This window comes from Actinoplanes sp. NPDC024001 (assembly GCF_040638955.1).
In the GTDB taxonomy this organism is placed as follows: Bacteria; Actinomycetota; Actinomycetes; order Mycobacteriales; family Micromonosporaceae; genus Actinoplanes.
On record NZ_JBEZZB010000077.1, the window covers coordinates 22197 to 46883 of the forward strand.

Here is a 24687-nt window from a genome sequence, read left to right on the forward strand (position 1 = left end):
TACTGGGGGAGTCATGGCGGTGACTGGTATGGGCGGGATTTCCCGTCGACCACGATGGATGAAGAGCGCAGTGGTGGCGGCCAGCTGCGTCGCGGTGCTGTTGTCGGCGGGCGCACGTGGGGTGCCCGCCTACGCCGCTGCGGACCCGTGCGCGCCGGTGGTGAATCCGGTCGTCTGTGAGAACTCGAAGGCGGGCACCGACTCCGAGGTCTGGGACGAGATCTGGGGCGCCGGCGATCACACGATCCAGGGCTTCGCCACCGAGGCGAGCGTGAACGTGGGCCAGCCGATCAGCTTCAAGATCTCGGCTGCCGGCGCGTACCGGATCGACATCTACCGGCTCGGGTGGTACCAGGGCAAGGGCGCCCGCAAGTTCGACACGCTGCGCCCGCCGCTGGGCAACCCGCAGCCGAACTGCATCGACAACGCGGCCACCGAGATCTACGACTGCGGCGTCTGGTCAGTCTCGGCGACCTGGACGGTGCCGGCGAACACGGTCTCCGGCATCTTCATCGCGAAGCTGACGATCGAGGCCAGCGGCGAGGTCGACGGCGAGGAGATCCACGGCGACACCAGCCAGATCCCGTTCGTCGTCCGCAACGACGCCAGCACCTCCAAGCTCTACTTCAAGACCTCGGACGCCACCTGGCAGGCGTACAACGACTACGGCGGCTCCAACTTCTACTGGGGCGGGCCGCTGGGCCGGGCGCTCAAGGTCAGCTACAACCGGCCCTACAAGACGCGAGCGCTGTCGTACGGGCGGGACTACCTGTTCGCCAACGAGTACCCGATGCTGCGGTTCCTGGAGCGCAACGGGTACGACGTCAGCTACTTCACCGACGTGGACGCCGACATCCGCGGGCAGCTCATCAAGAACCACAAGGTGTTCCTGTCGGTGGGCCACGACGAGTACTGGTCCGGTCCGCAGCGGGCGCACGTCGAGGCGGCCCGGGACGCGGGCGTCAACCTCGCCTTCTTCAGTGGCAACGAGGTCTACTGGAAGACCCGCTGGGAGCCCAGCGTCGACGGCGCGAACAAGCCGCACCGCACCCTGGTCTGCTACAAGGAGACCTGGGCCGACGCCAAGATCGACCCGTCCTCGGAGTGGACCGGCACCTGGCGCGACCCGCGGTTCACCCCGCCCTCCAACGGCGGTGTGCCGGAGAACGCGCTGACCGGTACGGCGTACATGTCGAACAACACCGACCTGGCCATGCAGGTGCCGGCCGACCAGGGGAAGAACCGGTTCTGGCGGCACACCGACGCGGCCACACAGACCTCCGGGGCCCTGACGCTCGCGCCGCACACGGTCGGCTACGAGTCCGACGAGGACCTCGACAACGGCTTCCGGCCACCGGGCCTGTTCCGGCTCTCCACGACCACCGGCCCCGCCCCGCAGTATCTGCAGGACTTCGGCCTGCAGACCAAGGACGGCACCACCACCCACCACATGACGCTCTACCGGGCGGCCAGCGGCGCCCTGGTCTTCGGCGCCGGCACCATCCAGTGGGCCTGGGGCCTGGACGAGTACCACGACCCGGTGGCGGACGCCGAACCGGCGAACAGGGTGATGCAGCAGGCGACGGTCAACCTGATGGCCGACATGGGCGCCCAGCCGGCGACCCTGATGTCCGGGCTGACCGCCACCACCGCCTCCACCGACACCGTCGCGCCCAGCGCAGTCTTCACCTCGCCGGCCAACGGCAGCGCGGCGGGCAACGGCGCCAAGGTGACCGTCAAGGGCACCGCCACAGATCTGGGCGGCGGCAAGGTCGCCGGGGTGGAGGTCTCCACCGACGACGGCAAGAGCTGGCACCCGGCCACCGGCACCGCGTCGTGGAGCTACGACTTCCACACCACCGGGGCCACCGCCCAGGTGGTCCGGGCCCGGGCCGTGGACGACAGCGGCAACATCGGCACCAGCCCGGCCGTGCTCACCCTGGCGCTGGACGGCCCGAGCACCCTGTTCGGCCAGCGGGCGCCCAAGGTGCCGGTCGCCGACGACGGATCCTCGGTCACCCTCGGCACCAAGTTCGTGCCGTCCACCGACGGCACCATCACCGGCGTCCGGTTCTACAAGGGCACCGGCAACAGCGGCACGCACACCGGGACCGTGTGGTCGGCGAGCGGCCAGGTGCTGCGCACCGGCACGTTCATCAACGAGTCCACGACCGGGTGGCAGACGCTGAAGTTCAGCCAGCCGCTCACGGTCACCAAGAACACCACGTACGTCGTCGGCTACCACGCGCCCAACGGCCGGTACGCGGCCGACGACCGCTTCTTCAGCAGCGCCGACTGGGTGGCCGCCCCGCTCACCGCGCCGCGCGGCCGCACCTCCGGCGGCAACGGGCTGTACCGCGCCGGCAACGGCTTCCCGGTGGTCGCCTCGTCGACCGACGCCAACTACTTCGTCGACGTGCTCTTCGTCGACGGGGAGACGGCGGCGCCGGCCGTGCTGACCACCGCACCCGAGCAGGGCGAGACCGGGGTAAGCCTGGCGGCCGAGCCGATGGCCGTGTTCTCCAAGCCGCTGAACGCCTCGACCGTGCAGTTCACCCTGCGCCGGCCGGACGGCACGGCGGTCGCCGGCAGCACGGTCTACGACGCGGACACCCGCGCCGTGACCTTCCGCCCGTCGGCCCCGCTCGCCGTGGCGACCGCCTACACCGCGCGGGTCACCGCCCGCGACGCGCAGGGCGCCGCCAGCACACCGGTGGAGTGGACCTTCACCACCACGCCGTGGGCACAGGTGTCGACGCTGTACGCGCCGAACGCGGTGCCGGCGAACGCGTCGTCCGGCGACGGCGACGCGATCACCCTGGGCGTGCGGTTCAAGCCCACCGTCAGCGGCAAGGTCATCGGGGTCCGCTTCTACAAGGGCCCCGGTAACAACGGGGTGCACACCGGCACGCTCTACAACGCGACCGGTGGTGTCATGCGCAAGGCCACGTTCGTCACCGAGAGCGCGTCCGGCTGGCAGTCGGTGCAGTTCGCCTCACCGGTGGACGTGACCGCCGGCCAGACCTACACGGCCGCGTACTGGGCGCCGCAGGGCAACTACGCCTACAACCCCGGCTTCTTCGCGAACGCGCACATCGCCCCGGACCGCACCATGGTCGCGGCGACCGGCGCCAACGGCGTCTACGCGTACGGCAGCGACCGCTTCCCGGAGAACACCCACGGCGAGACCAATTACTGGGTGGACCCGCTGTTCGTGCCGGACGGGCCGCCGCCCCCGGCCGAGCAGCCGAAACCGCCGGCCGGCTCGCAGACCATCCTGGGCACGTCCACCCCGGCCATCGAGTCGTTCGACGACAACTCGGCGATCGAGGTCGGCGTCAAGTTCCGCTCCGACGTGGCCGGCAAGGTGCACGGGATCCGGTTCTGGAAGGGCGCGCAGAACACCGGCACCCACCGGGGCACCCTGTGGACCGAGGGCGGGCAGGAGATCGCCTCCGGCACGTTCGAGTACGAGACCGGCTCGGGCTGGCAGACGATGCTGTTCGACGCACCCGTCGAGATCTCGGCGAACACCACGTTCGTGGCGTCCTACCGCTCGTCGGTCGGCTACTACGCGCTCAACGTGAACGCCTTCGCCTCGGGCGTCGACAACCCGCCGCTGCACGTGGCACCGGCCGGCGGCCTCTACCGCTACGGCAGCGGTTTCCCGAACTCGGCCGTCAACCACAACTACTGGGTGGACGTCTATTTCATCCCGAACCCATAAAGGCGCGTCCACACGGGACGGTCGGCAATCCGACGACAGGGAAAGCGAGCATGCCCGCCGAACCTAGGATCATCGATAGCTCAGCGAGAAGGGCAGGCCGGTGCGGAAGGTAACCCCACGGGCGCTGACGGACCGGCCCCGCGTCACCGTCGTGATCCCGTGCTACAACTACGGGCACTTCCTGGCGGAGTGCCTGGAGAGCGTCTTCGCCGACGCCGACCAGGTCGACATCGACGCGCTGATCGTCGACGACGCCTCACCCGACGGCAGCGCGCGGGTCGCCCAGCGCTTCGCCGAGCAGGATCCACGGGTGCGGGTGATCGCCCACGAGACGAACAAGCGGCACATCGCGACGTACAACGAGGGGCTGGCCGCTGCCGAGGGCGAGTTCGTCGTGCTGCTCTCCGCCGACGACCTGCTCGCCGCGGGCTCGCTGGCGCGCTCCGCCGCGCTGCTGCGGGCCCATCCCGAGGTGGGCCTGGTCTACGGTTTCTCGCGCCGGTTCACCGGGACCCCGCCGCAGCCGCGGGCGCGGCTGCGGTCGTGGTCGATCTGGGACGGGCCGGAGTGGGTGGCCAAGGTGACCCGGACGGCCACCAACCCCATCTACACCCCCGAGGTGATGATGCGGGCGAGCACGATGCGCGAGCTGGTGGGTTATGACGTACGCCTGCCGCACGCCGCCGACTACCACCTGTGGCTGCGGGCCGGCACGCGTGCCGCGATCGGCCGGGTGAACGGCGTCGACCAGGCGTTCTACCGGGTGCACGGGGCGAACATGCACACCGGGGAGTACTCCGGCGACGTCCTCGACATCGAGCAGCGCTTCCTGACGCTGCGGATCCTCTTCGACGAGGACGGCGAGCGGCTGCCCGGCGCCGAGTCGCTGCGCGCCGGTGCGTACCAGGCTCTGGCCCGGGAGGCGCTGATCCTGGCCTGCCGTCCCTACGAGCAGGGCCGTCCCGGCGAGCAGCAGGCCGGGCAGCTGGCCCGCCTCGCGGACCTGGCCACCGAGATCTGGCCGTCCGCCGAGGACAGCGCCCTGATGCACGCCTATCGGAAGTACGCGGCGGGCGGCGGCCCGCTCGTGCCCCCGCCTGTCACCGCACTGCGCGACCGCGCGGTGCACCACCTCGGGTGGCGCCGGTGGCGCCGCTCCGGCATCTCCCCGGCGGTACGCGCATTGTGACCAGCTTTCCTGAGACCGACGGCGACGACGTCATCGTCCTGTCCGGCCTGACGAAACTGTACGAGCCCACCCCGAACTGGATGCGGGTCTTCGCCCGGTCCCACCTGACCGAGCCGGTGAAGGCCCTCGACGGCGTCGACCTGACGGTCCGGGCCGGCGAGATCTGCGCGATCGTCGGCCCCAACGGCGCCGGCAAGACCACCATGTTCCGCATCCTCGTCGGCCTCACCACCTCGACCGGCGGCACGGCCACCATCATGGGTCTCGACGCCGGGCGCGACTCCGAGCAGGTGCGCCAGGTGGTCGGCTGGATGCCGTCGGAGGACCGCAGCCTGCTGATGCGGGCCACCTCGAAGGAGAACCTGCAACTGCACGGCCGGCTCCAGGGCATGCCCCGTAAGGAGCTGGCCGAGCGGATCCCGTACGTCCTGGAGACGGTGAACCTGACCGCTCAGACCGAGTCGGTGGTGGCCGGCCTCTCGGCCGGCATGCGGGCCCGGCTGCGGCTGGCCCGGGCGCTGCTGCCCGGCCCGCGCGCGCTGATCCTCGACGAGCCGACCGGCGCGGTCGACCCGATCGCCGCGCACGGCCTGCTGACGCTGATCATGGATCTGGTCAAGCAGGAGCGGCTGGCGGTGCTGATCTCCTCGCACCGGCTGGAGGAGATCGAGGCGCTGCAGTCGCACGCGCTGCTGATGGACCGCGGCCGGGTGAAGTACTCCGGCGATCTGGACAGCCTGCGGCGCGAGTGGGACCGGCCGCTGGTCGAGTTCGTGATGGGCACCCCGGCGGAGGCGCACTCGGTGGCCGACAAGCTGGTCGCCCAAGGGCTGGAGGCGACCGTCGAGGACACGTCGGTGCACTGCCGGCAGGCCGGGGACGAGCCGGTGGGCGCGGTGCTCGCCCGGCTCGGGCCGGTGGCCGCGTCGATCCGGCACGTGCGCGAACATCCGATGCCGCTGCGCGACCTGATCGCCAGGGTGTACGAGCGAGGGGCCGGCGCGTGAACTCGATGTACCCCGCCACGATCCACAAGCGGAGCCGGGCCACCAAGATCTTCGACACGCTCGAGGCGTACATCCGGATCGACCTGGTCGAGGAGCGGATGTTCCCGGCCTCGACGATCATGCGCTACCTCGCCGTGGTCTTCCCGGTGCTGCTCTACTACTTCCAGAGCACGTTCCTGGACATCACGCCCGAGCTGTTCATGACGATGCTGATCGGCGCCGCCGTGATCGCCGGCCTGCAGGACGCGCTGACCGGCCTGACCAGCCGGCTCAACTTCGCGATGGAGCGCGGCACGCTGGAGACCTATCTGGTCGAGCCGGTGCCGTGGGCGCTGATCCCGGTGGCGATGAACATCTGGCGCAGCGTCACCGGCGCCCTGCTGGCCTGCGTGATGGTGGCGCTCGGCTGGATGCTCGGCGGCCCGGTCGCCGCGAGTGGCATCCCGGCCGGCCTGCTCGTGCTCTTCCTCGGCATCCTGGCCTGCAACGCGCTGGGCTCGTTCGCCGCCAGCTTCATCCTGCTGTTCAAGCGGGGCGAGCCGGTCGTGATGCTCTACAGCCTGGCCGCCTCGGTGCTCGGTGGCGCGCTGTTCCCGATCGAGGTGCTGCCGGTCTGGATCCGCTGGGCCAGCTACCTGGTGCCGCACTCCTACGTGATCGCCGCCGAGCGTCAGCTGCTGATGCCGGACATGCCCGCCGAGGGACTGTCCCCGCTCGCGGCGACGCTGATCCTGGCTCTGTTCTGTGCCGTGACCTTCGCCGCCGGGCTGTTCGTCTTCGACCGGTCCCTGCGGCTCGCCCGCCGACTGGGGATCCTCAGCATATGAGTCCTGACCTGCGCCACCTCAACGCCCGGCGCCGGGAAGCGGTCCGGCACCTGCGCGAGTCCGGCGTGCGCGGGCTCGCCCGGCGGGCCGTCTGGCTGGCCTACCGGCGGCTGGGCGCCTCGGAGTTGGCCGGCCAGGTCGAGCTGGACCTGATGGCCGACTCGCGGGACCTGCGGCTGGCCGTGCCCGAGCGCCGCCCGCAGCGGGGCACCCCGCTGACCGTCGGCTGGATCTGCTCGCCGCCCGGCGGCGGCTCCGGTGGGCACACCACGTTCTTCCGCATGATCGAAGGCATGGAGGCGGCCGGGCACACCTGCGTGCTCTACCTCTACGACCCGTACCGCGGCGAGCTGGCCCGGCACGAGCGGGTGATCCGCCGGTTCTGGCCGGGGATGAAAGCGGAGATCCGGTCGGTGGCGGACGGGCTCGCGCCGCTGGACGCCTACGTGGCCTCGGCGTGGGAGACCGCGCACGTGCTGGCGTCGCAGGCCGCCCTGCCGACCCGGCGGCTCTACTTCATCCAGGACTTCGAGCCGTTCTTCTACCCGCAGAGCTCGGAGTACGTGCTGGCCGAGGACAGCTACCGGTTCGGGTTCCGGTCGATCACGGTCGGGCCGATGCTGGCGAACCTGCTGCGCGACCGCTTCGGGGTGACCGCCGCCGTCGCCAACTTCGGCATCGACACCTCGGTCTACGGGCTGACGAACCGCTCTCCGCGTACCGGGGTGGTGTTCTACGCCAAGCGGGACGTGCCGCGCCGCGGGTTCCTGCTCGGGTTGCTCGCCCTGCGCGAGTTCCACCGCCGGCACCCGGACCAGCCGATCCACATCTTCGGCGACCCGACCGTCGAGGTGCCGTTCCCGGCGACCAACCACGGGGTGCTGCCCCCGGCCCGGCTCGCCGAGCTCTACAACGAGTGCGCGGCCGGGATCGCCATGTCGTTCACCAACCTGTCGCTGGTGCCGGACGAGATGCTCGCCTGCGGGGTGGTGCCGGTGATGGCCGAGTCGGAGTACGCGAAGGTCACCCTCGACAACCCCCACGTCCGGTGGGCCCATCCGACCGCGTTCGGCCTGGCCGAGGCGCTCAGCGAGGTGGTGACCGGGGAACGGCCGGCGCCGGAGGCGATCGCGGCGAGCGTGCGGTCGACGCCGTGGGACGAGGCGAAGCGGGTCACCCGGGAGACCATCGAGGACGAGGTCTACGGCCCCTGATCAGCGGGCCAGGGCGGCGAGGTGGCCGGCCTGGACCTGGGTGCTGAACCGCCGTTCGACGTCCCGCCGGGCGGCGGCGCCCATCTCCCGGGCCCGCTGCGGGTCGGCCAGCAGCTCGGCGACCGCGGCGGCCAGCGCCTCCACGTCGCCGGGTGGCACCAGCAGCCCGGTTCCGCCGTGTGTCACGTAATCGCGCATGCCGGGCGTGTCGGTGACCACCACGGGGCGCGCGCAGGCCATCGCCTCCAACGTCACCGAGATGCCGCTGACGTGCAGGTTGGGGCGTAGCGCCACGACTGTCACGGCGCCACGGCGGTAGAGGTCGCGCATCTGCGGGTGGGTCAGCTCGCTGTGCCGGACGCCGAGTTCGGACGGCACCTCCACCGGGTGCCGGGTGGCGAGCTCCAGGCGTACATCGGGGTCTTTGAGTCGGCCTGCGGCCGTGACCAATGTGCTGTGATCGCGGTGCCGGTCGTTGCCGGCGCTGACGACCAGGCCGGGGGTGGGCTCGCCGCCCGGGGTGAAGAAGTCCGCGTCGATGCCGAACGGGACGTGCACGAGGCGCTGCTGCGGGATCCCGAAGACGTCGCGCAGCACCGGCAGCTGGGCCGAGGAGAGCGACCACACCCGGTGCGCGCGGCGCAGGCCGGAGCCGCCCAGGATCCGGCGGATGCGGCCGGAGTGCTCGTCGGTCAGCCAGATCACGCCGGTGAGCACCATCGAGCTCTGCCAGGCGGCCGGGACGCCGACCCGTTCGTCCCAGCACAGCACCACATCGGGCTTGCCGGCCTTGGTGCGCGCCTCCAGCCACTGGAACCGTCCGGCGGCGCGGGCGAGACGGGCCAGCTGCTCGTTGCCGGTGTAGACCGGCGCGGGGGTCACCCGGATCCCGTGCGCGGCCATCCGGTCCAGACCGTAGGGCCAGGCGTCCGGCACCTCGCCGAGCGCGTGCCGGCGCTGCCAGTCGGTCACGTCGAGCCGCCCGCCGAACCGGACCAGGACTTCGGGTTGATCCTGCATGCTGCGCCCTCTCACCGGATGACGGCGGGCGACCAGGCGTCCCGCACCAGAGTCTGCGGGGTTCCCGTGCCGTCGGCCGGCACCCGCCACACGTCACTCGACCCGGTGCCGGCGGTCTCCCGTGGCAGCCCGTAGACGACCGTGCGGTCGTCCAGCCACTCCACCTGGTCGTCGACGCTGCGCGTCTCGGCCAGTACGGTCTCGGTGCCGGAGCGCAGGTCGTAGACCGCCAGCCGCCACCGGCCCGGCGGGAGGTCGCCGTGTTTCTTGAACGCCAGCCGGGTGCCGTCGGGTGACAGCGACGGGCACTCGACGTCGCCCCGCAGGGCGGTGACCGTCCGCGCGGACAGGCTGCCCTCCACGAGCCAGGTTTTCCCGCCGGAGGCCGCGGTCGCGTAGAACCTGTCGGCGCCGGCGAAGGTGACGCCCCACAGGTTCTTGTCCACCGCGGTGATCACCTTGCCGTCGACGACCAGCTTGAACTTCTCGATGTCGCCGACCACCTCGCCGCCGGTGCGGCTCACCACGGTACGGGTGGAGAATTGGCCCGGGTTGGCATAGGAGTCGCCGAAGACGAACGTCGTGGTGGCGGCCAGTGTGCCGTCGCCGGAGAGCCGGGCCCGCGACGGGATGCCGGTGAGCGGCAGGTCCCGGGCCGGGGCCCAGGCGGCGTCCAGCAGCCGCGCCTGGTAGGTGGTCACCAGCCCCCGCTTGGCGGACAGGCAGATCGCGTCGTCCCGGGTCGCGTAGACCCGCTCGCAGGAGGCCGGGGTGAACGTGCGCGGCCCGTCCGGCGCGCTCAGCGGCACCAGCGCGACCCGTCCGTACTCCTGGCCCAGCGCGGTGTTGCGGAAGACCAGGTGCGGCTGCGTGCGCACGGCCGCCGGGTCGCCGCCCTGCGGCACGGCCGGCGCCTCGGCGAGGGTCTCCGCCTGGCTCTGCCGCACGTTCCACACATACCCACCCGCGCCGAGAGCGGCCGCGAGCAGGACCACAGTCAGCAGGACGATGCGCAGCCGCATGCTCACGCCGGAACCTCCGCCCGATCGAGGCCGCGAAGCAGCCAGGCCACCCCGGGGATCGCCACCGCGAGCAGGCCGGCGAAGAGCAGCAGCGCCGAGGCCGCCCCGATCAGGCTCCAGAGCAGACCGAACAGCAGCGACGCGGCGAACCGGGCCAGCGCCACCACGGTCTGCGCGGCCGCGATGCCGCTGCCCCGCGCCTCGGCCGGGACCAGGCGGCTGACCAGCGCGGGCAGCACCCCGTCGGTGGCCGCGTAGAAGACACCGAGCAGCAACAGGACCGCCAGGGTCAGCCCGACCCCGCCGGACGGCAGGGCGGCGAGCAGGTAGCCGGCGAGCAGCGCGCCGTGCCCGGCGACCAGCACCCGGGCCCGGCCCACCCGGTCGGCCAGCCGGCCCAGTGGCACGGCGAGAGCCAGGTACGCCACGTTCGTGCCGACGTAGAGCAGCGGGAACCAGAGGGCGGCGAAGTCGTCGCGCTCCTGCAGGGTCAGGTAGAGGAAGCCGTCGCCGACGGTCAGCAGGCCGAGGATCCCGGCGGCCAGCAGCGGACGGCGCAGCCGGTGGCCGGCGACCGCGCGCATCGTGCGCCGCAGGCCGATCCGGGCGGTCCCGGCGGCGGTGCGCAGGTTCGGCACGAACAGCACCAGCACGGCCAGGCCCACCATGGCGAACGCGAACGACACCACGAAGATCGAGTCGTAGCTGCCCGGCACGCTCGCCAGCAGCGCGAACGCCACCAGCGGACCGAGCGCGGCGCCGACCGTGTCGAGGGCGCGGTGCACGCCGAACGAGCGGCCCAGCATCGCCGGGTCGGACGCCTCGGCGATCAGCGCGTCGCGGGGCGCCGTCCGCAGGCCCTTGCCGAGCCGGTCGGTGGTGATCACGGCGGTGATGGCGGCGAAACCGGCCGCCGGCAGCATGGCGATCCGGCTCAGGGCGGAAGCGCCGTAGCCCACCACGGCGACCCACTTGGGCTGGCCGCCGCGGTCGCCCGCATAGCCGCCGGCGATCCGCAGGAACGCGCTGACCCCCTGGTAGATGCCGTCCAGGAAGCCGTAGGCGATCGGGCTGAGACCGACCGCCGCGGTCAGGTACAGCGGCAGCACCGACGCCACCATCTCCGAGGAGACGTCGGTCAGCAGGCTCACCACGCCGAGCAGCACCACCGTCGAGGCGACCCGCTTGCCGGTGCCGCCCCGTGTGGAGCCTCCGGGCCGGTCCCGCAACGTCACATACACGTCGTCCCCCGCCTTCCGTGCCCCGACAACCTACCTCCGCGACGGTCGTTGCGGCGGGGTCCTTCTGGCGGTTCGGACAGGACGTTCGGCCAGTCGGTCGGCAACATGACGGTTGACGATGTCCCCTGTGGATTCTGGCTATGGTGATCGCGACGACAGGGACAACGATGGGGAGCAGTCATGTCGATCGGCCAGAAGGTGCGCGCACGCGTTGCCGATGGATCCCGGACCAATTCGATCGGGTTCAACGCGAGGGCACGCCGGGCTGCGAAGCTGCTGGAGACCTTCCCCGATCTCGCCGACATGAACGTGCTCGACCTCGGCGGTGAGCCGCCCTTCTGGCGTACGTTCACGGTGCGCCCCGCCTCCGTCACGGTCCTCAACCTCATGTCCTTCGACACCGACGAGCCGTGGCTCGACACGTTCGTCGGCGACGCCTGCGACCCGCCGGCCGAGGTGGCGTCCCGCAGTTACGACCTGGTCATCTCCAACTCGGTCATCGAGCACGTCGGGGGTCACTTCCCGCGCCAGCGCTTCGCCGACGTGGTGCACCGCAGCGCCGACAAGCACTGGGTGCAGACGCCGTACCGCTACTTTCCGGTGGAGCCGCACTGGGTCTTCCCGGCCATGCAGTTCCTGCCCCTGCGGGTCCGCGCCGAGGTGACCCGGCGCTGGCCGCTGAGCCCCGGGCGGGCCGACAACCTGCCCGAGGCCATTGCGAACGCCGCCTCGGTCGAGCTGCTGTCGCTGACCGAGATGCGCTCCTACTTCCCCACATCCGACCTGTGGTACGAGCGGTTCGGTGGCCTGATCAAGTCCGTGGTGGCGATCCGCGCCTGACTCAGTCCAGCGCGGCGGCCAGCGCCTCCGCGACCCGGGCCTGCTGTTCCGGCGTGATCTGCGGGAAGATCGGCAGGGACAGCAGCTCGGGGGCGGCAGCCTCGGCGTTCGGGAACGACCCGCCCAGGTGCGCGAAGGCGCCGGTCCGGTGGATCGGGAACGGGTAATGGATGGCCGCGCCGACACCGGCCGCGTTCAGGCTCGCCAGCACCTCGTCGCGGCGCGGCACCCGGACACAGTAGATGTGCCACACGTGCTCGTTGCCCTCCATCGTGACCGGCAGCGCCACCTGGTCGAGACCGGACAGCAGATGGTCGTAACGGGCGGCCGCGGCCCGGCGGCGGACGTTCCAGTCGGCCAGGCGGGCCAGTTTCGCCCGCAGCACCACCGCCTGCAGACCATCGAGGCGGCTGTTCACCCCGATCAGGTCGTGGTGGTATTTGCGCAGGCCACCGTGGCTGCCGAGGGTGCGCACCGTGGTGGCCCACTCCTCGGAATCGGTGGTGACCGCGCCCGCGTCACCGTAGGCGCCGAGGTTCTTGCCGGGGTAGAAGCTGGTCGCGGCGATCCCGTCGACCCCGGACGGGCGGCCGTGCCGGGTGGCGCCCTGCGACTGCGCGGCGTCCTCCACGATGGCGACGTCGCGGCCGGCGAGGCCCTGCCGCAGCAGCTCGACGGGAGCGAGCTGGCCGTAGAGGTGGACCGGCGCGATCGCCCGGGTGCGCGGCGTGACGGCCGCGAGCGCGGCCTCCACATCGATCAGATGGGTACGGGGGTCGCAGTCCACCAGCACCACCGTGCCGCCCGCCCGGACGACCGCCTCGGCGGTGGCGATGAACGTGTTCGCCGGCAGGATCACCTCGCTGCCCGGCCCGACCCCGACCGCCTTGAACGCCAGCTCCAGAGCGTCGGTGCCGTTCGCCACCCCGACGCAGTGCGGCACACCGGAGAACGCGGCGTACTCCCGCTCGAACGCGGCCACCTCGGCGCCACCGACGAACGCGGTGTCGGCGATGATCCGCTTGAACCCGGCCTCGACCTCCTCGGCCACCTCCGCGTGGGCGGCGGCCAGGTCGACCAGCGGGATCCTGGACATGCAGTCAACTCCTCAGACGGGACGCAGATAGCGTGCGGGGTTGCCGGCCCAGACCTGGCCCGGCGGGACGTCGCGCAGCACGACCGAGCCCATCCCGACCAGGGACCAGGCGCCGACCGTGACGCTCTCGCGGATCAGGGCGCCGGAGCCCACGTAGGCGCCGGTCTCCAGAACCGCCGAGCCGCCGAGCCGCACGCCGGAGGCGATGGTGACGTGGTCGCTCACCCGGTCGTCGTGGGTGAGCACCACGTGCGGCATGACCGCCACGTGCGAGCCGACCGTGACGTCGGCGGTCAGCACGGTGCCGGCCAGCAGCACGCTGCCCGGACCGACCGTGCTGCCGGCGCCGACCTGCGCGGACGGGTGCACGACCGTGGCGTACCGGTCCGCCGGCAGGCCGAGGCGTTCGACGATGCGCCGCCGCGCGGTGAAGTTGCGGGGATTGCCCACGCACACCACGACGGCGGCCTCGGTCTTCAGGACGTGGTCGACCGGGCCGAGGATCGGCAGGCCGGAGCGGACGGTTCCGTGCAGGGCCGGGTCGTCGTCGACGAACCCGAGTGCCCGCCACCCGGCGGCGTGCGCCGCCGCGGCCGTCTCCCGGGCGAAGCCGCCCGCTCCGACGATGACGAGATCGGTCACCGGCCGGCCAGGTCACGCAGCACGCCGACGATGTGCTCCTGGTCGGCGTCGGTGAGCTTGTGGTGCAGCGGCAGGATCAGCGACTCCCGGGTGATCCGCTCGGTCACCGGCAGCGGGCCCGGCGTCACGTCCGCGTACGCCGGCTCCAGGTGCGCCGCCATGATGCCGCGCCGCGCCGACACCCCGCGGGCGGCCAGCTCGGTCAGCACCTCGTCGCGGCTCACCGGGAAACCGTCCAGCAGCACCCAGAACGACTGGTAGTTGGTCTGCCCGTAAGCCGGGTCGCGCACCGGCACCAAGCCGTCGACATCGGCCAGCAGCTCCTGGTAGCGGGCCGCCAGCTCCCGGCGCTGCGCGACCAGCCCGGCCAGCCGGCCCAGCTGCACCAGGCCGACCGCGGCCTGGATGTCGGTCATCCGGTAGTTCCAGGCGGTCTCCAGGTACGCCTCCAGCACCGGCTGCTTGCTGGCGTGCCGGTCGGCCGCGGAGACGTTCATGCCGTGCTCGCGCAGCCGCCGCAGCCGGGCCGCCGCCTCGGCGTCGTCCACGGTGACCATGCCACCCTCGCCGGTGGTGATCAGCTTGCGCGGGTGGAAGGACCACGCGGCGACCCGCGCGCCGGTGCCGGCCGGCTGCCCGTACGCCACCGAGCCGGCCGCGCAGGCGGCGTCCTCGACCAGGCCGACCCCCCAGCCGTCGGTGGCCTTGCGCAGCGCCGCCGTGTCGAACGGCACGCCGCCCTGGTGCACCGCGATGACCGCCCGGGTCCGCGGGGTGCGCACCGCGTCGACCGTCTCCACGGTGAGGTTGCCGGTCGCCAGGTCCACGTCGGCGAAGACCGGCGTCGCCCCGACGTAGCGCACCGCGTTGGCGGTGGCGATGAACGACAGCGAAGGCACGATCACCTCGTCGCCGGGCCGCACGTCCAGCAGCACCAGCGCCAGGTGCAGGCCGGTGGTGCAGGACGACACCGCGACACCGTGCCCGGCGCCGACCGCGGCCGCGAACTCCTGCTCGAACCGGGCCACCCGCGGACCCTGGGCCACCCAGCCGGAGCGGATCGCCTCGGCCGCGGCCTGCGCCTCTTCCTCCCCGAGCTGCGGGATCATCACCGGGATCATCGCGACGACCGCCACCAGTCGACCAGACCCTGCAGGCCGTCGTTGAGCGTGAGCTCGGGCTTCCAGCCCAGCCGCTCGTCGGCGGCGGAGATGTCGGCCAGCCGGCGGGTGACGCCGTTGACCGCGCGGGCCGGGCCGTGCTCCGGCGCCAGGTCGGACTTCATCACCGCGCTGAGCGCGGCGGCCAGGTCCTTGAGGCTGGTCTCCTCGCTGCTGGCGATGTTGAACACCTCGTCGGTGACGTCGGCGCGGGCCGCCAGGATGTTGGCCCGGGCGATGTCGGCCACGTGCACGAAGTCCATCGTCTGCAGCCCGTCGCCGAGGATCAGCGGGGGCCGGCCCGACTCGATCCGCTCCATCCAGCGGATCAGCACCTCGGTGTAGAGGCCGTGGATGTCCATCCGCGGGCCGTAGACGTTGAAGTAGCGCAGGGCCACGTAGTCCAGGCCCTTCATCGCGTGGAAGCTGCGCAGCATCGCCTCGTTGAACGCCTTCGCCGCGCCGTAGAACGTGTCGTTGTTGTACGGATGGTGCCGCTCGGTGGTCGGGAACTCCTCCGCCAGCCCGTAGACCGACGCCGACGACGACGCGACCAGCTTCTTGACGCCCAGCTCGGCGGCCGCCTCGATCACGTTGAAAGTGCCGTCCACCAGCACCTCGTTGGCCAGCCGCGGCTCCTCCGCGCACTGGGTGATCCGGATCGCGGCCAGGTGGAAGACCAGGTCCTTGCCCGCGGTCACCTCCCGCACCAGCGGGATGTCGCGGATGTCGCCGTCGACCAGCCGAACCGGGCCGTTCTCCAGCGCCCACGCCAGGTTCTCCCGCCGGCCCCGCACGAAGTTGTCGAGAACCACGATCTCGGCGGCGCCGCCGCGGACGAGTTCGTCGACGACGTGCGAACCGATCGTGCCCGCTCCGCCGGTGACGAGAGCGCGCGCGCCCTCGATCTGTACCCCAGTCACGCCATGTGCCCTTCGTCCAACTTGATCATCGTTCCGCCCTCGGCCAGGCTGCGCGAGGCCGCTTGCAGGATCTCCAGCACGCGCAAGCCGGCGCGGCCGTCGGTGAGTGCGGGCGTGCCCGTGGTGATCGCCCGTGCGTACTCCTCGACCATGGTGCGCAGCGCCTCGCGCTCGCTCAGCGCCGGCGCCACCATGTCGCCGGAGCGGTAGGAGATCAGGATGTCCCGCCGCTGCTCGTCACCGAGCTCGTCCGGCGAGGCCACGTCCACGCCCCGGTCGTAGAGGGAGAGCCGCTGGCTCGGGTTGAGGTCGTCCCAGACCAGGGTCCGTTTCGAGCCGCCGAAGATGGCGGTGCGGACCTTCACCGGGGACAGCCAGTTCACGTGGATGTGCGCGATCGCGCCGTTGCTCAGCTGCAACGTCAGGTACGCCACGCAGGCCCGGCCGGCGCCGATGCCGTCCGCGCCGTGCGCCGCGACCGCGATCGGGCGCACCGCCGGCGGCAGCACGAAGTCGAGGATCGACAGGTCGTGCGGCGCCAGGTCCCACACCACGTCGATGTCGCGCTGCACCAGGCCCAGGTTGATCCGGACCGAGTCGAGGAAGTGCAGCTCACCGAGGTCGCCCGCGTGCAGCAGCTCGCGGATGCGCAGCACAGCCGGCGTGTAGCAGTAGGTGTGGTCGCACATCAGGGTCAGGCCGCGCCGCTCGGCCTCCTCGACCAGTTGCAGGCCCTCGTCGTAGGTGGCGGCGAGTGGCTTCTCGACCAGCACGTGCTTGCCGGCGCGCAGGGCGGCCAGGGCGACCGGCAGGTGGGTGCCGGCCGGGGTGGCGATGGCGACGGCCTGCACCAGCGGGTCGGCGAGGACCTCGTCCAGGTCGGCGGTGACCCGGACCGTCGAGTATCCGCCGAGGACCCGGTGGGCCCGCTCGACGTCGAGGTCGCAGAGCCACTGCAGGCGGAACGCGGTGCTGCCCTGGAAGTTGCGGACCAGGTTGGGGCCCCAGTAACCGGCCCCGACGACGGCCACGCCGATCGCAGGCGCGGAGAGCGGAGGAGTCACAAAGACATCCGTTTCGGTCTGGAAGCCGCGGCTTCGATACATCGTGGACGGTGCCGTCCGGAAAGCTATCGACTCCGCTCGGTATCACGCCAGATCACTGACGGATTTAGGGCGGAGCCGAGGTCAAGGCCGATACCTTCGGCCATCGCCGCCCGCCCGAGGGGCGAAGATCCACTCAACCATCGGCCAAAATGGATGGCGGCGTCGGATCGCCGACATTCCCGAGCCGTTTTCACCTCTACCCTGGCTCGATCCGCCGCCGGCCGTCCGAAGGGTGTTCCATGTCTGAGCTGAGCCGTGACGGCGTGACCGTCGCCCCGACCGCCGACGTCGACGAGCGGGCGGTGATCGGCGCGGGCACCCGGATCTGGCACCTGGCCCAGATCCGCGAGGACGCCACTCTCGGCCGGAACTGCACGATCGGCCGCGGCGCCTACGTCGGGCCCGGCGTGGTCACCGGCGACAACGTGAAGCTGCAGAACCACGCCCTGGTCTACGAACCGGCCCGCCTCGGCGACGGCGTCTTCGTCGGCCCGGCCGCTGTGTTCACCAACGACGAGTTCCCGCGGGCGGTCACCCCCGACGGCCGCCTCAAGACCGGCGCCGACTGGACCGCGGTGGGCGTCACGGTCGGCGAGGGCGCCGCGATCGGCGCCCGCGCCGTCTGCGTCGCCCCGGTCACCATCGGCCGGTGGGCACTGGTCGGCTCCGGCGCGGTGGTCACCAAGGACGTGCCCGATTTCGCCCTGGTGGTCGGCGTCCCCGCGCGCCGCGTCGGCTGGGTCGGCCGGGCCGGCCGCCCGCTCACCGCCAAGGGCGGCGGCGTCTGGGTCTGCCCGGAGACCGGCGCCGAATACCTCGAGGCCGACGGCAGGCTCACCGAGAGCTGACCGATTTTTCGTACGGCCTACGCAGGCGCCCGTGGCCACACGCGATCACCTGCCCACTCCCGGCCGCAGCGCGCCCGCCGGGCGTAAGCAGCTGGTCACCCCGCCCGCGCCCCGCCCCGGGCAACAGCCGCCCCAGCCGAGCCGTAGCCCATACGGCCAACGGGCACTCCATAGCCGTCATGGACGACGGCCGCCCGGGTGCCGGGAGCACGTGCCGGCGGCCTCTTGTTGACTCGTGAGTAACCCGCGATTGGCCTGGGGATGCGTGAACGGGCTGGTCACCGCGTTGTCAGCGGATCGGCATCTACTACAGTCGGATCGGTTGTCGCCCGCTCACGGTCGCGCTGGCCGACCCACTGATGCCGGCATGAGGAAGGGCTCGATTCGGTGTTCCGTCGTATCGTCATCGTCAACCGGGGTGAGGCCGCGATGCGCCTCATCCACGCCGCGCGGGACCTGGCCGCAGAGACCGGGACGCCGATCGAGACTGTCGCTCTCTACACCGACGTCGACCGGCACGCCACGTTCGTGCGGGAGGCCGACGTCGCCTATGACCTGGGCCCGGCGGCCGCCCGGCCGTACCTCGACCTGAAGGTGCTGGAGCGCGCCCTGGTCGAGACCGGCGCCGACGCGGCGTGGGTGGGCTGGGGTTTCGTGGCGGAGGACCCGGCCTTCGCCGAACTCTGCGAGAAGGTCGGGGTGACCTTCATCGGGCCCAGCCCGGACGCGATGCGCAAGCTCGGCGACAAGATCGGCTCGAAGCTGATCGCCGAGGAGGTCGGGGTCCCGGTCGCACCGTGGAGCCGCGGCGAGGTCGCCACCCTGGAAGCCGCCACCGCGGCCGCCGCGGAGATCGGCTACCCGCTGATGCTCAAGGCGACCGCTGGCGGCGGCGGGCGCGGCATCCGGGTGGTCCGCAGCGCCGACGAACTCGCCGACGTCTACGAGCGCACCAGCCAGGAGGCGGCCCGGGCCTTCGGCAGCGGCGTCGTGTTCCTGGAGCGCCTGGTCACCGGCGCCCGGCACGTCGAGGTCCAGGTGATCGCTGACGGCCAGGGCACCGCGTGGGCGCTCGGCGTGCGCGACTGCTCGGTGCAGCGGCGCAACCAGAAGGTCATCGAGGAGTCGGCGTCCCCGGTGCTCAAGCCCGAGCGGGCCGCCGAGCTGAAGGCGTCCGCCGAGCGGCTCGCCGTCGCGGTCGGCTACCGCGGTGCCGCGACCGTGGAGTTCCTCTACCACCCCGGTGAGGACCTGCTCGCCTTCCTCGAGGTCAACACCCGCCTGCAGGTGGAGCACCCGATCACCGAGGCCACCACCGGGTTCGACCTGGTCAAGGCCCAGATGTGGGTGGCCTCCGGCCGCAAGCTGGAGGGTGAGCCGCCGGCCGAGCGCGGGCACGCGATCGAGGCCCGGCTCAACGCCGAGGACCCGGACCGCGACTTCGCGCCGGCGCCGGGCCGGATCGCCCGGCTGGTCCTGCCGGCCGGCCCGGGCATCCGGGTCGACACCGGGGTCAGCGAGGGCGACACCATCGCCGCCGACTTCGACTCGATGATTGCCAAGATCATCGCGTACGGCCGGGACCGGGACGAGGCGCTCGGCCGCCTGCGCCGGGCGATGGCCGAGACCACCGTGGTGATCGAGGGCGGCGCCACCAACAAGAGCTTCGTGCTGGATCTGCTGCACCAGCCGGAGGTGATCGACGCGAGCGCCGACACCGGCTGGATCGACCGGGTCCGCGGCGCGGGCCGGCTGGTCTCGCACCGGCACTCGGCGGTGGCGCTGACCGCGGCCGCCATCGAGGTGTACCAGGAGGAGGAGCAGGCCGAGCAGCAGCGCCTGCTGTCGACCGCGTTCGGTGGGCGCCCGCAGGTGCAGCACGAGAGCGGCCGCCCGCTGGACCTGAAGCTGCGCGGCGTCACCTACCGGGTGCGGGTCGCCCGGGTCGGCCCGCAGCGCTTCCGGGTCGGCATCGAGGCCGGTGACGAGAGCCGGGTCGCCGACGTGGTGCTGGACCGCTTCGACGAGCACACCGGGCAGATCCTGGTCAACGGCACCCGCTACCGGCTGCTCACCGGCACGCACAAGTCGATCCACCTGGTCGAGGTCGACGGGGTGACGCACCGGATCAGCCGGGACGAGGGCGGCGTGCTGCGCTCGCCGATGCCCGCGCTGGTGGTGGCGACGCCGCTGGAGATCGGCGCCGAGGTGGAGGCCGGCGCGCCGGTGCTCGTACTCGAAGCCATGAAGATGGAGGCGGTGCTGCGGGCGCCGTTCAAGGCCCGGCTCAAGGAGCTGGTGGTCGCCGTCGGCAGCAAGGTCGACGCCGGCGCGCCGCTGCTGCGCCTGGAACCGCTCGCCGGCGCCGACGCCGAGCAGGCCGCCGAGGCCGGCACGGCCGAGCTGGACCTGCCCGCGGTCGCCGGCGAGGCCACCGCGCGCGAGCGCACCACCCGCGGCCAGGAGGATCTGCGCAGCCTGCTGCTCGGCTTCGACGTCGACCCGCACGACAGCCGCCGGGTGCTCGACGACTACCTGGCGGCGCGCCGCACCGCGGCCGAGGACGGCCGCCGTCCGCTGGCCGAGGAGCTGGCGCTGATCGAGCTCTTCGCCGACCTGGCCGAACTGAGCCGCAACCGGCCGGCCGGCGGCGAGGACGGCGAGGGCGACAGCCGGGTGCACAGCGCCCGCGAGCACTTCCACACCTACCTGCAGAGCCTCGACGTCGAGCGGGCCGGGCTGCCGGAGGCGTTCCGGACCCGGCTGGCCAAGGCGTTCGGCCACTACGGGGTCACCGAGCTGGACCGCACCCCGCAGCTGGAGTCCGCGGTGTTCCGCGTCTTCCTGGCACTGCAGCGGGCGTCCGCCGACGCCAAGGTGATCGGCGCGCTGCTCGGGGTCTGGCTGCGCGAGTCGCCGCCGGACGAGGCGTTGCGCGAGCCGGTCGGCCTGGCCCTGGAACGGCTGATCGCCGCCACCCAGGTGCGTTTCCCGGCGCTGGCCGACCTGGCCCGCGGCGTGGTGTTCGCCTGGTTCGCCCAGCCGCTGCTGCTGCGCAACCGGGCCCGGGTCTACAACACCGTCCGTACCCACCTGCGCCACCTGGACGAGCACCCGGACTCGGCGGACCGCGCCGAGCGGATCGCCGAGATGGTCCGCAGCACCGAGCCGCTGCTGCGGGTCCTCGGCCAGCGGCTGGCCCGCGCCGACCTGGACAACTCGGTCATGCTCGAAGTGCTGACCCGCCGCTACTACGGCAACAAGGACCTGACCGGCGTCCACACCGAGTCCTCCTTCGTGGTCGCCGAGCGGGCCGGCTCGCGGCTCGTCTCCGCCGCGGTGCGTTTCGAGGCGCTCGGCAGCACCCTGCGTGATCTCGGGAAGCTGGCGCGCAGCGGCGCGGCGGTCGACGCCGACATCTACCTGGCCTGGGAGAACCAGCCCGAGGAGCTCGACGCGATGGCCGCGGCGCTGCATGAGGTGGTCAACGCCGAGTCACTGCCGGCGCAGGTGCTGCGGGTGACGTTCGCCGTCGCCGGGCGTGGTGGCGCGGTGGCGCACCACCACTTCACCTTCCGGCCGTCGATCACCGGGATGACCGAGGAACGGCTGATCCGGGGCCTGCACCCGTACATCGCGCACCGCATGCAGCTGGAACGGCTCAGCAAGTTCGACCTGACCCGGCTGCCGTCGTCGGACGAGGACGTGCACCTGTTCCAGTGCGTGGCCCGGGAGAACCCGTCGGACCAGCGGCTGGTCGCGTTCGCCCAGGTGCGGGACCTGACCGAGCTGCGTGAGCACGACGGGCGCCTGGTGGCCCTGCCCACCGCCGAGGACGTGGTGGCGACCTGCCTCGACTCGATCCGCCGGGCCCAGTCGCGGCGCTCGCCGAAGGAACGGTTCAAGAGCAACCGGATCGTGGTCTACGTCTGGCCGGCCAGCAACCTCACCCCGGCCGAGCTGGAGATGCTGGCCCGGCGGGTGCAGCCGACCACGGCCGGCGCCGGCCTGCAGGAGATCCTGTTCATCGCCCGGCAGCGGGACCCGCAGACCGGGGAGCTGACCAAGCTCGGCATGCGGATCACCTTCGACGCGACCGGCCGGCCGGAACTGACGCTGGGCGAGCCGCCGACCGAGCCGGTGGAGCCGCTCGACGACTACCAGCAGAAGGTGCAGCGTGCGGCGGCCCGCAACACGGTCTACCCGTACGAGCTGACCGGCCTGCTCGGTGACTTCGCCGAGCACGACCTCGACGAGAACCACGTCCTGGTGCCGGTGGACCGGCCCAAGGGCCGCAACACCGCCGCGCTGGTCGCCGGCGTGGTGCGCACCCCGACCGAGCGGCACCCCGAAGGCGTCACCCGGGTGCTGCTGCTCGGCGACCCGACCAAGTCGCTGGGTGCGCTCTCCGAGCCGGAGTGCCGCCGGGTGATCGCCGCCCTGGACCTGGCCGAGCGGATGCGGGTGCCGCTGGAGTGGTTCGCGCTCTCCTCGGGCGCCCGGATCTCGATGGAGTCCGGCACCGAGAACATGGACTGGGTGGCGGCCGCGCTGAAGCGGATCGTCGAGTTCACCCAGGACGGCGGCGAGATCAACATCGTGGTCGCGGGGATCAACGTGGGCGCCCAGCCGTACTGGAACGCCGAGGCGACGATGCTCATGCACACCAAGGGCATCCTGGTGATGACACCGGACTCGGCGATGGTGCTGACCGGCAAGCAGTCGCTGGACTTCTCCGGCGGCGTGTCGGCCGAGGACAACTTCGGCATCGGCGGCTACGACCGGGTGATGGGACCCAACGGGCAGGCCCAGTACTGGGCGCCGGACCTGGCCGCGGCGGTCGACGTGCTCATGTCGCACTACGAGCACACCTACGTGGCGGCCGGCGAGAGCGGACCGCGGCGGGTCACCACCAGCGACCCGGCCGACCGGGACGTGCGCGACTTCCCGCACACCGCGGCCGGCAGCGACTTCACCACGGTCGGGGAGATCTTCTCGGTCACCGCGAACCCGGACCGCAAGAAGCCGTTCGACATCCGTACGGTGATGCGCGCCCTCACCGACCAGGACCACCCGGTGCTGGAGCGCTGGGCCGGCATGGCCGACGCGGAGACCGCGGTCGTGCAGGACGTGCACCTCGGCGGCATCCCGGTGTGCCTGGTCGGCATCGAGTCCCGCTCGGTGCAGCGCGGTGGCTTCCCGCCCACCGACGGCCCGGACACCTACACCGCCGGCACCCTGTTCCCGCGCTCGTCGAAGAAGGTGGCGCGGGCGATCAACGCGGCCTCCGGCAACCGGCCGCTGGTGGTGCTGGCGAACCTGTCCGGCTTCGACGGCTCGCCCGAGTCGATGCGCAAACTGCAGCTGGAGTACGGCGCCGAGATCGGCCGGGCCATCGTCAACTTCCGCGGCCCGATCGTCTTCTGCGTGATCTCCCGCTATCACGGCGGGGCGTTCGTGGTGTTCTCCAAGGCGCTCAACCCGAACATGACCGTGCTCGCGGTCGACGGCTCGTTCGCCTCGGTGCTCGGCGGCGCCCCCGCGGCTGCGGTGGTCTTCGCCGGCGACGTGAACGCGCGGACCGCCGCCGACCCGCGGGTCCGGGAGCTGGAGGCCCGTGCGGCCGCCTGCACCGGCCCGGACCGCAGCACGCTGCTCGCCGAGCTCGACGGCCTGCGCACCTCGATCCGCGCCGAGAAGCTCAACGAGGTGGCCGCCGAGTTCGACCGGGTGCACAGCATCCAGCGGGCCGTGCGGGTCGGCTCGGTCGACGCGGTGATCGACGCCGCCGAGCTGCGCCCGCGGATCATCGACGCGATCGAGGCCGGGCTGCGCTGACCGGCACATCCGACGGCGGCCTCAGATCGGCGAGGCCGCCGTCGATAGAACGGGGGAAGTCCGCCACGCTGAGGAGTCAGGCTGATGCACCTCGTCCACCCGGAGGCGCCGGCGGCACCCGTCGCTGACGTCACGCTCGACGCGGTCCTGAGCGGGCGGCTCGTACGGTCGCAGTTCCAGCCGATCGTCGACCTGTCCACCCGTACCGTGACGGGGTTGGAAGCGCTCGCGCGCGGACCGGCCGGAACCGGCCTGGAATTCCCGGACCGGCTGTTCGCCGCCGCCCGCGCCGCGGGCCGGCTCGGCGAGCTCGACATGCTCTGCTTCGAACGCGCCCTGGAGGGCGCGCTGGCGGCGCGGATCGCGCCGCCGGTGCTGTTCGCCAACGGCGAGCCCGCGGTGATGAACCAGCCGCTGTCGCCGCGGATCATGGAGCTGTTCGCCCAGCGGCCGTCGTTCCGGACGATCCTGGAGTACACCGAGCGGGCTCTGCCGGCCGTGCCGGGCAGCCTGCTGCGGCTGGCCGGGCACATCCAGCTGGGCGGCAACGGGATCGCCCTCGACGACGTCGGCGTCGACCCGATGTCGCTGGCGTTCCTGCCGATTCTCGAACCCGAGGTGATCAAGCTGGACATGAGCTTGGTCCGCAACCCGGAGGCCGAGCACACCCGGACGGTCTGCGCGGTCGTGCGGGCCGAGGCGGAGCGCACCGGCGCGGTGGTGATCGCCGAGGGCATCGAGACCGAGGCGGATCTGGTGACCGCCCGCGGGCTCGGGGCCCGCTGGGGTCAGGGCTGGCTGTTCGGCCGTCCGGCGCCGATCGATCAGGTCCGGCACGACTACGACCCGGCTGCGGCGAGCGTGCTGCGGGCGCCCCGGCCGGGCTTTCACCAGCCGGCCGGCACGCCGTTCGAGATCGCGACCCGGCACCGGCCGGCTGTCGCCGGCATGGCCGAGTCCGTCGCCGCGGCCCTGTCGCGGCTCCGC

The 24687-nt window shown here is 72.2% G+C and carries 17 protein-coding genes; 9 read left to right on the forward strand and 8 right to left on the reverse strand.

The window, feature by feature from the left end:
- Positions 1-58 precede the first annotated feature (58 nt).
- The 5 genes from AB0F81_RS27745 to AB0F81_RS27765 all read left to right on the forward strand — a co-directional run bounded on the left by AB0F81_RS27745 (position 59) and on the right by AB0F81_RS27765 (position 7964).
- Positions 59-3727 (forward strand): DUF4082 domain-containing protein, encoded by a 3669-nt coding sequence (locus AB0F81_RS27745; RefSeq protein WP_360201832.1) that lies wholly within the window; start codon positions 59-61, stop codon positions 3725-3727.
- Positions 3728-3827: 100 nt separating this feature from the next.
- Positions 3828-4916, forward strand: coding sequence for a glycosyltransferase (locus AB0F81_RS27750; RefSeq protein WP_360201833.1), 1089 nt, complete (start codon positions 3828-3830; stop codon positions 4914-4916).
- On the forward strand, positions 4913-5923 hold the full coding sequence (locus tag AB0F81_RS27755) for an ABC transporter ATP-binding protein (protein WP_360201835.1): 1011 nt from the start codon (positions 4913-4915) through the stop codon (positions 5921-5923). Before AB0F81_RS27750 ends, AB0F81_RS27755 begins: the two co-directional genes overlap by 4 nt.
- 5 nt (positions 5924-5928) lie before the next feature.
- Positions 5929-6750 (forward strand): ABC transporter permease, encoded by an 822-nt coding sequence (locus AB0F81_RS27760; RefSeq protein ID WP_360201856.1) that lies wholly within the window; start codon positions 5929-5931, stop codon positions 6748-6750.
- A complete protein-coding gene (locus AB0F81_RS27765) occupies positions 6747-7964 on the forward strand; it encodes a hypothetical protein (RefSeq protein ID WP_360201836.1) in 1218 nt (405 codons plus the stop codon). The genes AB0F81_RS27760 and AB0F81_RS27765 overlap by 4 nt, the downstream gene beginning before the upstream one ends.
- Here the strand turns inward: AB0F81_RS27765 and AB0F81_RS27770 are convergent, their stop codons facing one another.
- The 3 genes from AB0F81_RS27770 to AB0F81_RS27780 are packed head-to-tail and all read right to left on the reverse strand — an operon-like array spanning position 7965 to position 11241.
- Complete coding sequence (locus AB0F81_RS27770) at positions 7965-8984, reverse strand: glycosyltransferase family 4 protein (protein WP_360201837.1); 1020 nt, start codon at positions 8982-8984, stop codon at positions 7965-7967.
- An 11-nt stretch (positions 8985-8995) separates the two neighbouring features.
- Positions 8996-10012: a hypothetical protein gene (locus tag AB0F81_RS27775; RefSeq protein ID WP_360201839.1), complete on the reverse strand. Its 1017-nt coding sequence runs from the start codon at positions 10010-10012 to the stop codon at positions 8996-8998.
- Complete coding sequence (locus tag AB0F81_RS27780; RefSeq protein WP_360201840.1) at positions 10009-11241, reverse strand: MFS transporter; 1233 nt, start codon at positions 11239-11241, stop codon at positions 10009-10011. Before AB0F81_RS27780 ends, AB0F81_RS27775 begins: the two co-directional genes overlap by 4 nt.
- 186 nt (positions 11242-11427) lie before the next feature.
- On the opposite strand from AB0F81_RS27780, the gene AB0F81_RS27785 reads away from it, so the two are divergent.
- The gene (locus AB0F81_RS27785; protein WP_360201842.1) at positions 11428-12087 is read left to right on the forward strand and encodes a class I SAM-dependent methyltransferase; all 660 of its coding nucleotides are present in this window, start codon (positions 11428-11430) and stop codon (positions 12085-12087) included.
- A 1-nt stretch (position 12088) separates the two neighbouring features.
- Here the strand turns inward: AB0F81_RS27785 and AB0F81_RS27790 are convergent, their stop codons facing one another.
- Genes AB0F81_RS27790 through AB0F81_RS27810 form a run of 5 tightly spaced genes read right to left on the reverse strand, consistent with a single transcriptional unit; the run spans position 12089 to position 16972 of the window.
- Positions 12089-13183, reverse strand: coding sequence for a DegT/DnrJ/EryC1/StrS family aminotransferase (locus tag AB0F81_RS27790; RefSeq protein ID WP_360201844.1), 1095 nt, complete (start codon positions 13181-13183; stop codon positions 12089-12091).
- A gap of 12 nt (positions 13184-13195) precedes the next feature.
- A complete protein-coding gene (locus AB0F81_RS27795; protein WP_360201845.1) occupies positions 13196-13825 on the reverse strand; it encodes an acetyltransferase in 630 nt (209 codons plus the stop codon).
- Positions 13822-14961, reverse strand: coding sequence for a DegT/DnrJ/EryC1/StrS family aminotransferase (locus AB0F81_RS27800; RefSeq protein WP_360201846.1), 1140 nt, complete (start codon positions 14959-14961; stop codon positions 13822-13824). Before AB0F81_RS27800 ends, AB0F81_RS27795 begins: the two co-directional genes overlap by 4 nt.
- Entirely contained in the window at positions 14943-15908 is a 966-nt protein-coding gene (locus tag AB0F81_RS27805; RefSeq protein WP_360201847.1) for an NAD-dependent epimerase/dehydratase family protein, read from the reverse strand. Before AB0F81_RS27805 ends, AB0F81_RS27800 begins: the two co-directional genes overlap by 19 nt.
- On the reverse strand, positions 15905-16972 hold the full coding sequence (locus AB0F81_RS27810) for a Gfo/Idh/MocA family oxidoreductase (RefSeq protein ID WP_360201849.1): 1068 nt from the start codon (positions 16970-16972) through the stop codon (positions 15905-15907). Before AB0F81_RS27810 ends, AB0F81_RS27805 begins: the two co-directional genes overlap by 4 nt.
- 281 nt (positions 16973-17253) lie before the next feature.
- Between AB0F81_RS27810 and AB0F81_RS27815 the strand changes: the two genes are divergently transcribed.
- From AB0F81_RS27815 to AB0F81_RS27825, 3 genes are all read left to right on the forward strand, one after another.
- A complete protein-coding gene (locus AB0F81_RS27815) occupies positions 17254-17862 on the forward strand; it encodes an acyltransferase (protein ID WP_360201850.1) in 609 nt (202 codons plus the stop codon).
- A 387-nt stretch (positions 17863-18249) separates the two neighbouring features.
- Positions 18250-23700, forward strand: a complete 5451-nt coding sequence (locus tag AB0F81_RS27820) for a carboxyl transferase domain-containing protein (protein WP_360201851.1) — start codon at positions 18250-18252, stop codon at positions 23698-23700.
- 84 nt (positions 23701-23784) lie between these two features.
- Positions 23785-24687: EAL domain-containing protein (locus tag AB0F81_RS27825; RefSeq protein WP_360201853.1), on the forward strand; the 903-nt coding region annotated here is incomplete at its 3' end.

Coding starts and splice junctions, on each gene's coding strand:
- AB0F81_RS27745 (WP_360201832.1), top strand. CDS start 59: ATGAAGAGCGCAGTGGTGGCGGCCAGCTGCGTCGCGGTGCTGTTGTCG.
- AB0F81_RS27760 (WP_360201856.1), top strand. CDS start 5,929: ATGTACCCCGCCACGATCCACAAGCGGAGCCGGGCCACCAAGATCTTC.
- AB0F81_RS27765 (WP_360201836.1), top strand. CDS start 6,747: ATGAGTCCTGACCTGCGCCACCTCAACGCCCGGCGCCGGGAAGCGGTC.
- AB0F81_RS27770 (WP_360201837.1), bottom strand. CDS start 8,984: ATGCAGGATCAACCCGAAGTCCTGGTCCGGTTCGGCGGGCGGCTCGAC.
- AB0F81_RS27785 (WP_360201842.1), top strand. CDS start 11,428: ATGTCGATCGGCCAGAAGGTGCGCGCACGCGTTGCCGATGGATCCCGG.
- AB0F81_RS27790 (WP_360201844.1), bottom strand. CDS start 13,183: ATGTCCAGGATCCCGCTGGTCGACCTGGCCGCCGCCCACGCGGAGGTG.
- AB0F81_RS27815 (WP_360201850.1), top strand. CDS start 17,254: ATGTCTGAGCTGAGCCGTGACGGCGTGACCGTCGCCCCGACCGCCGAC.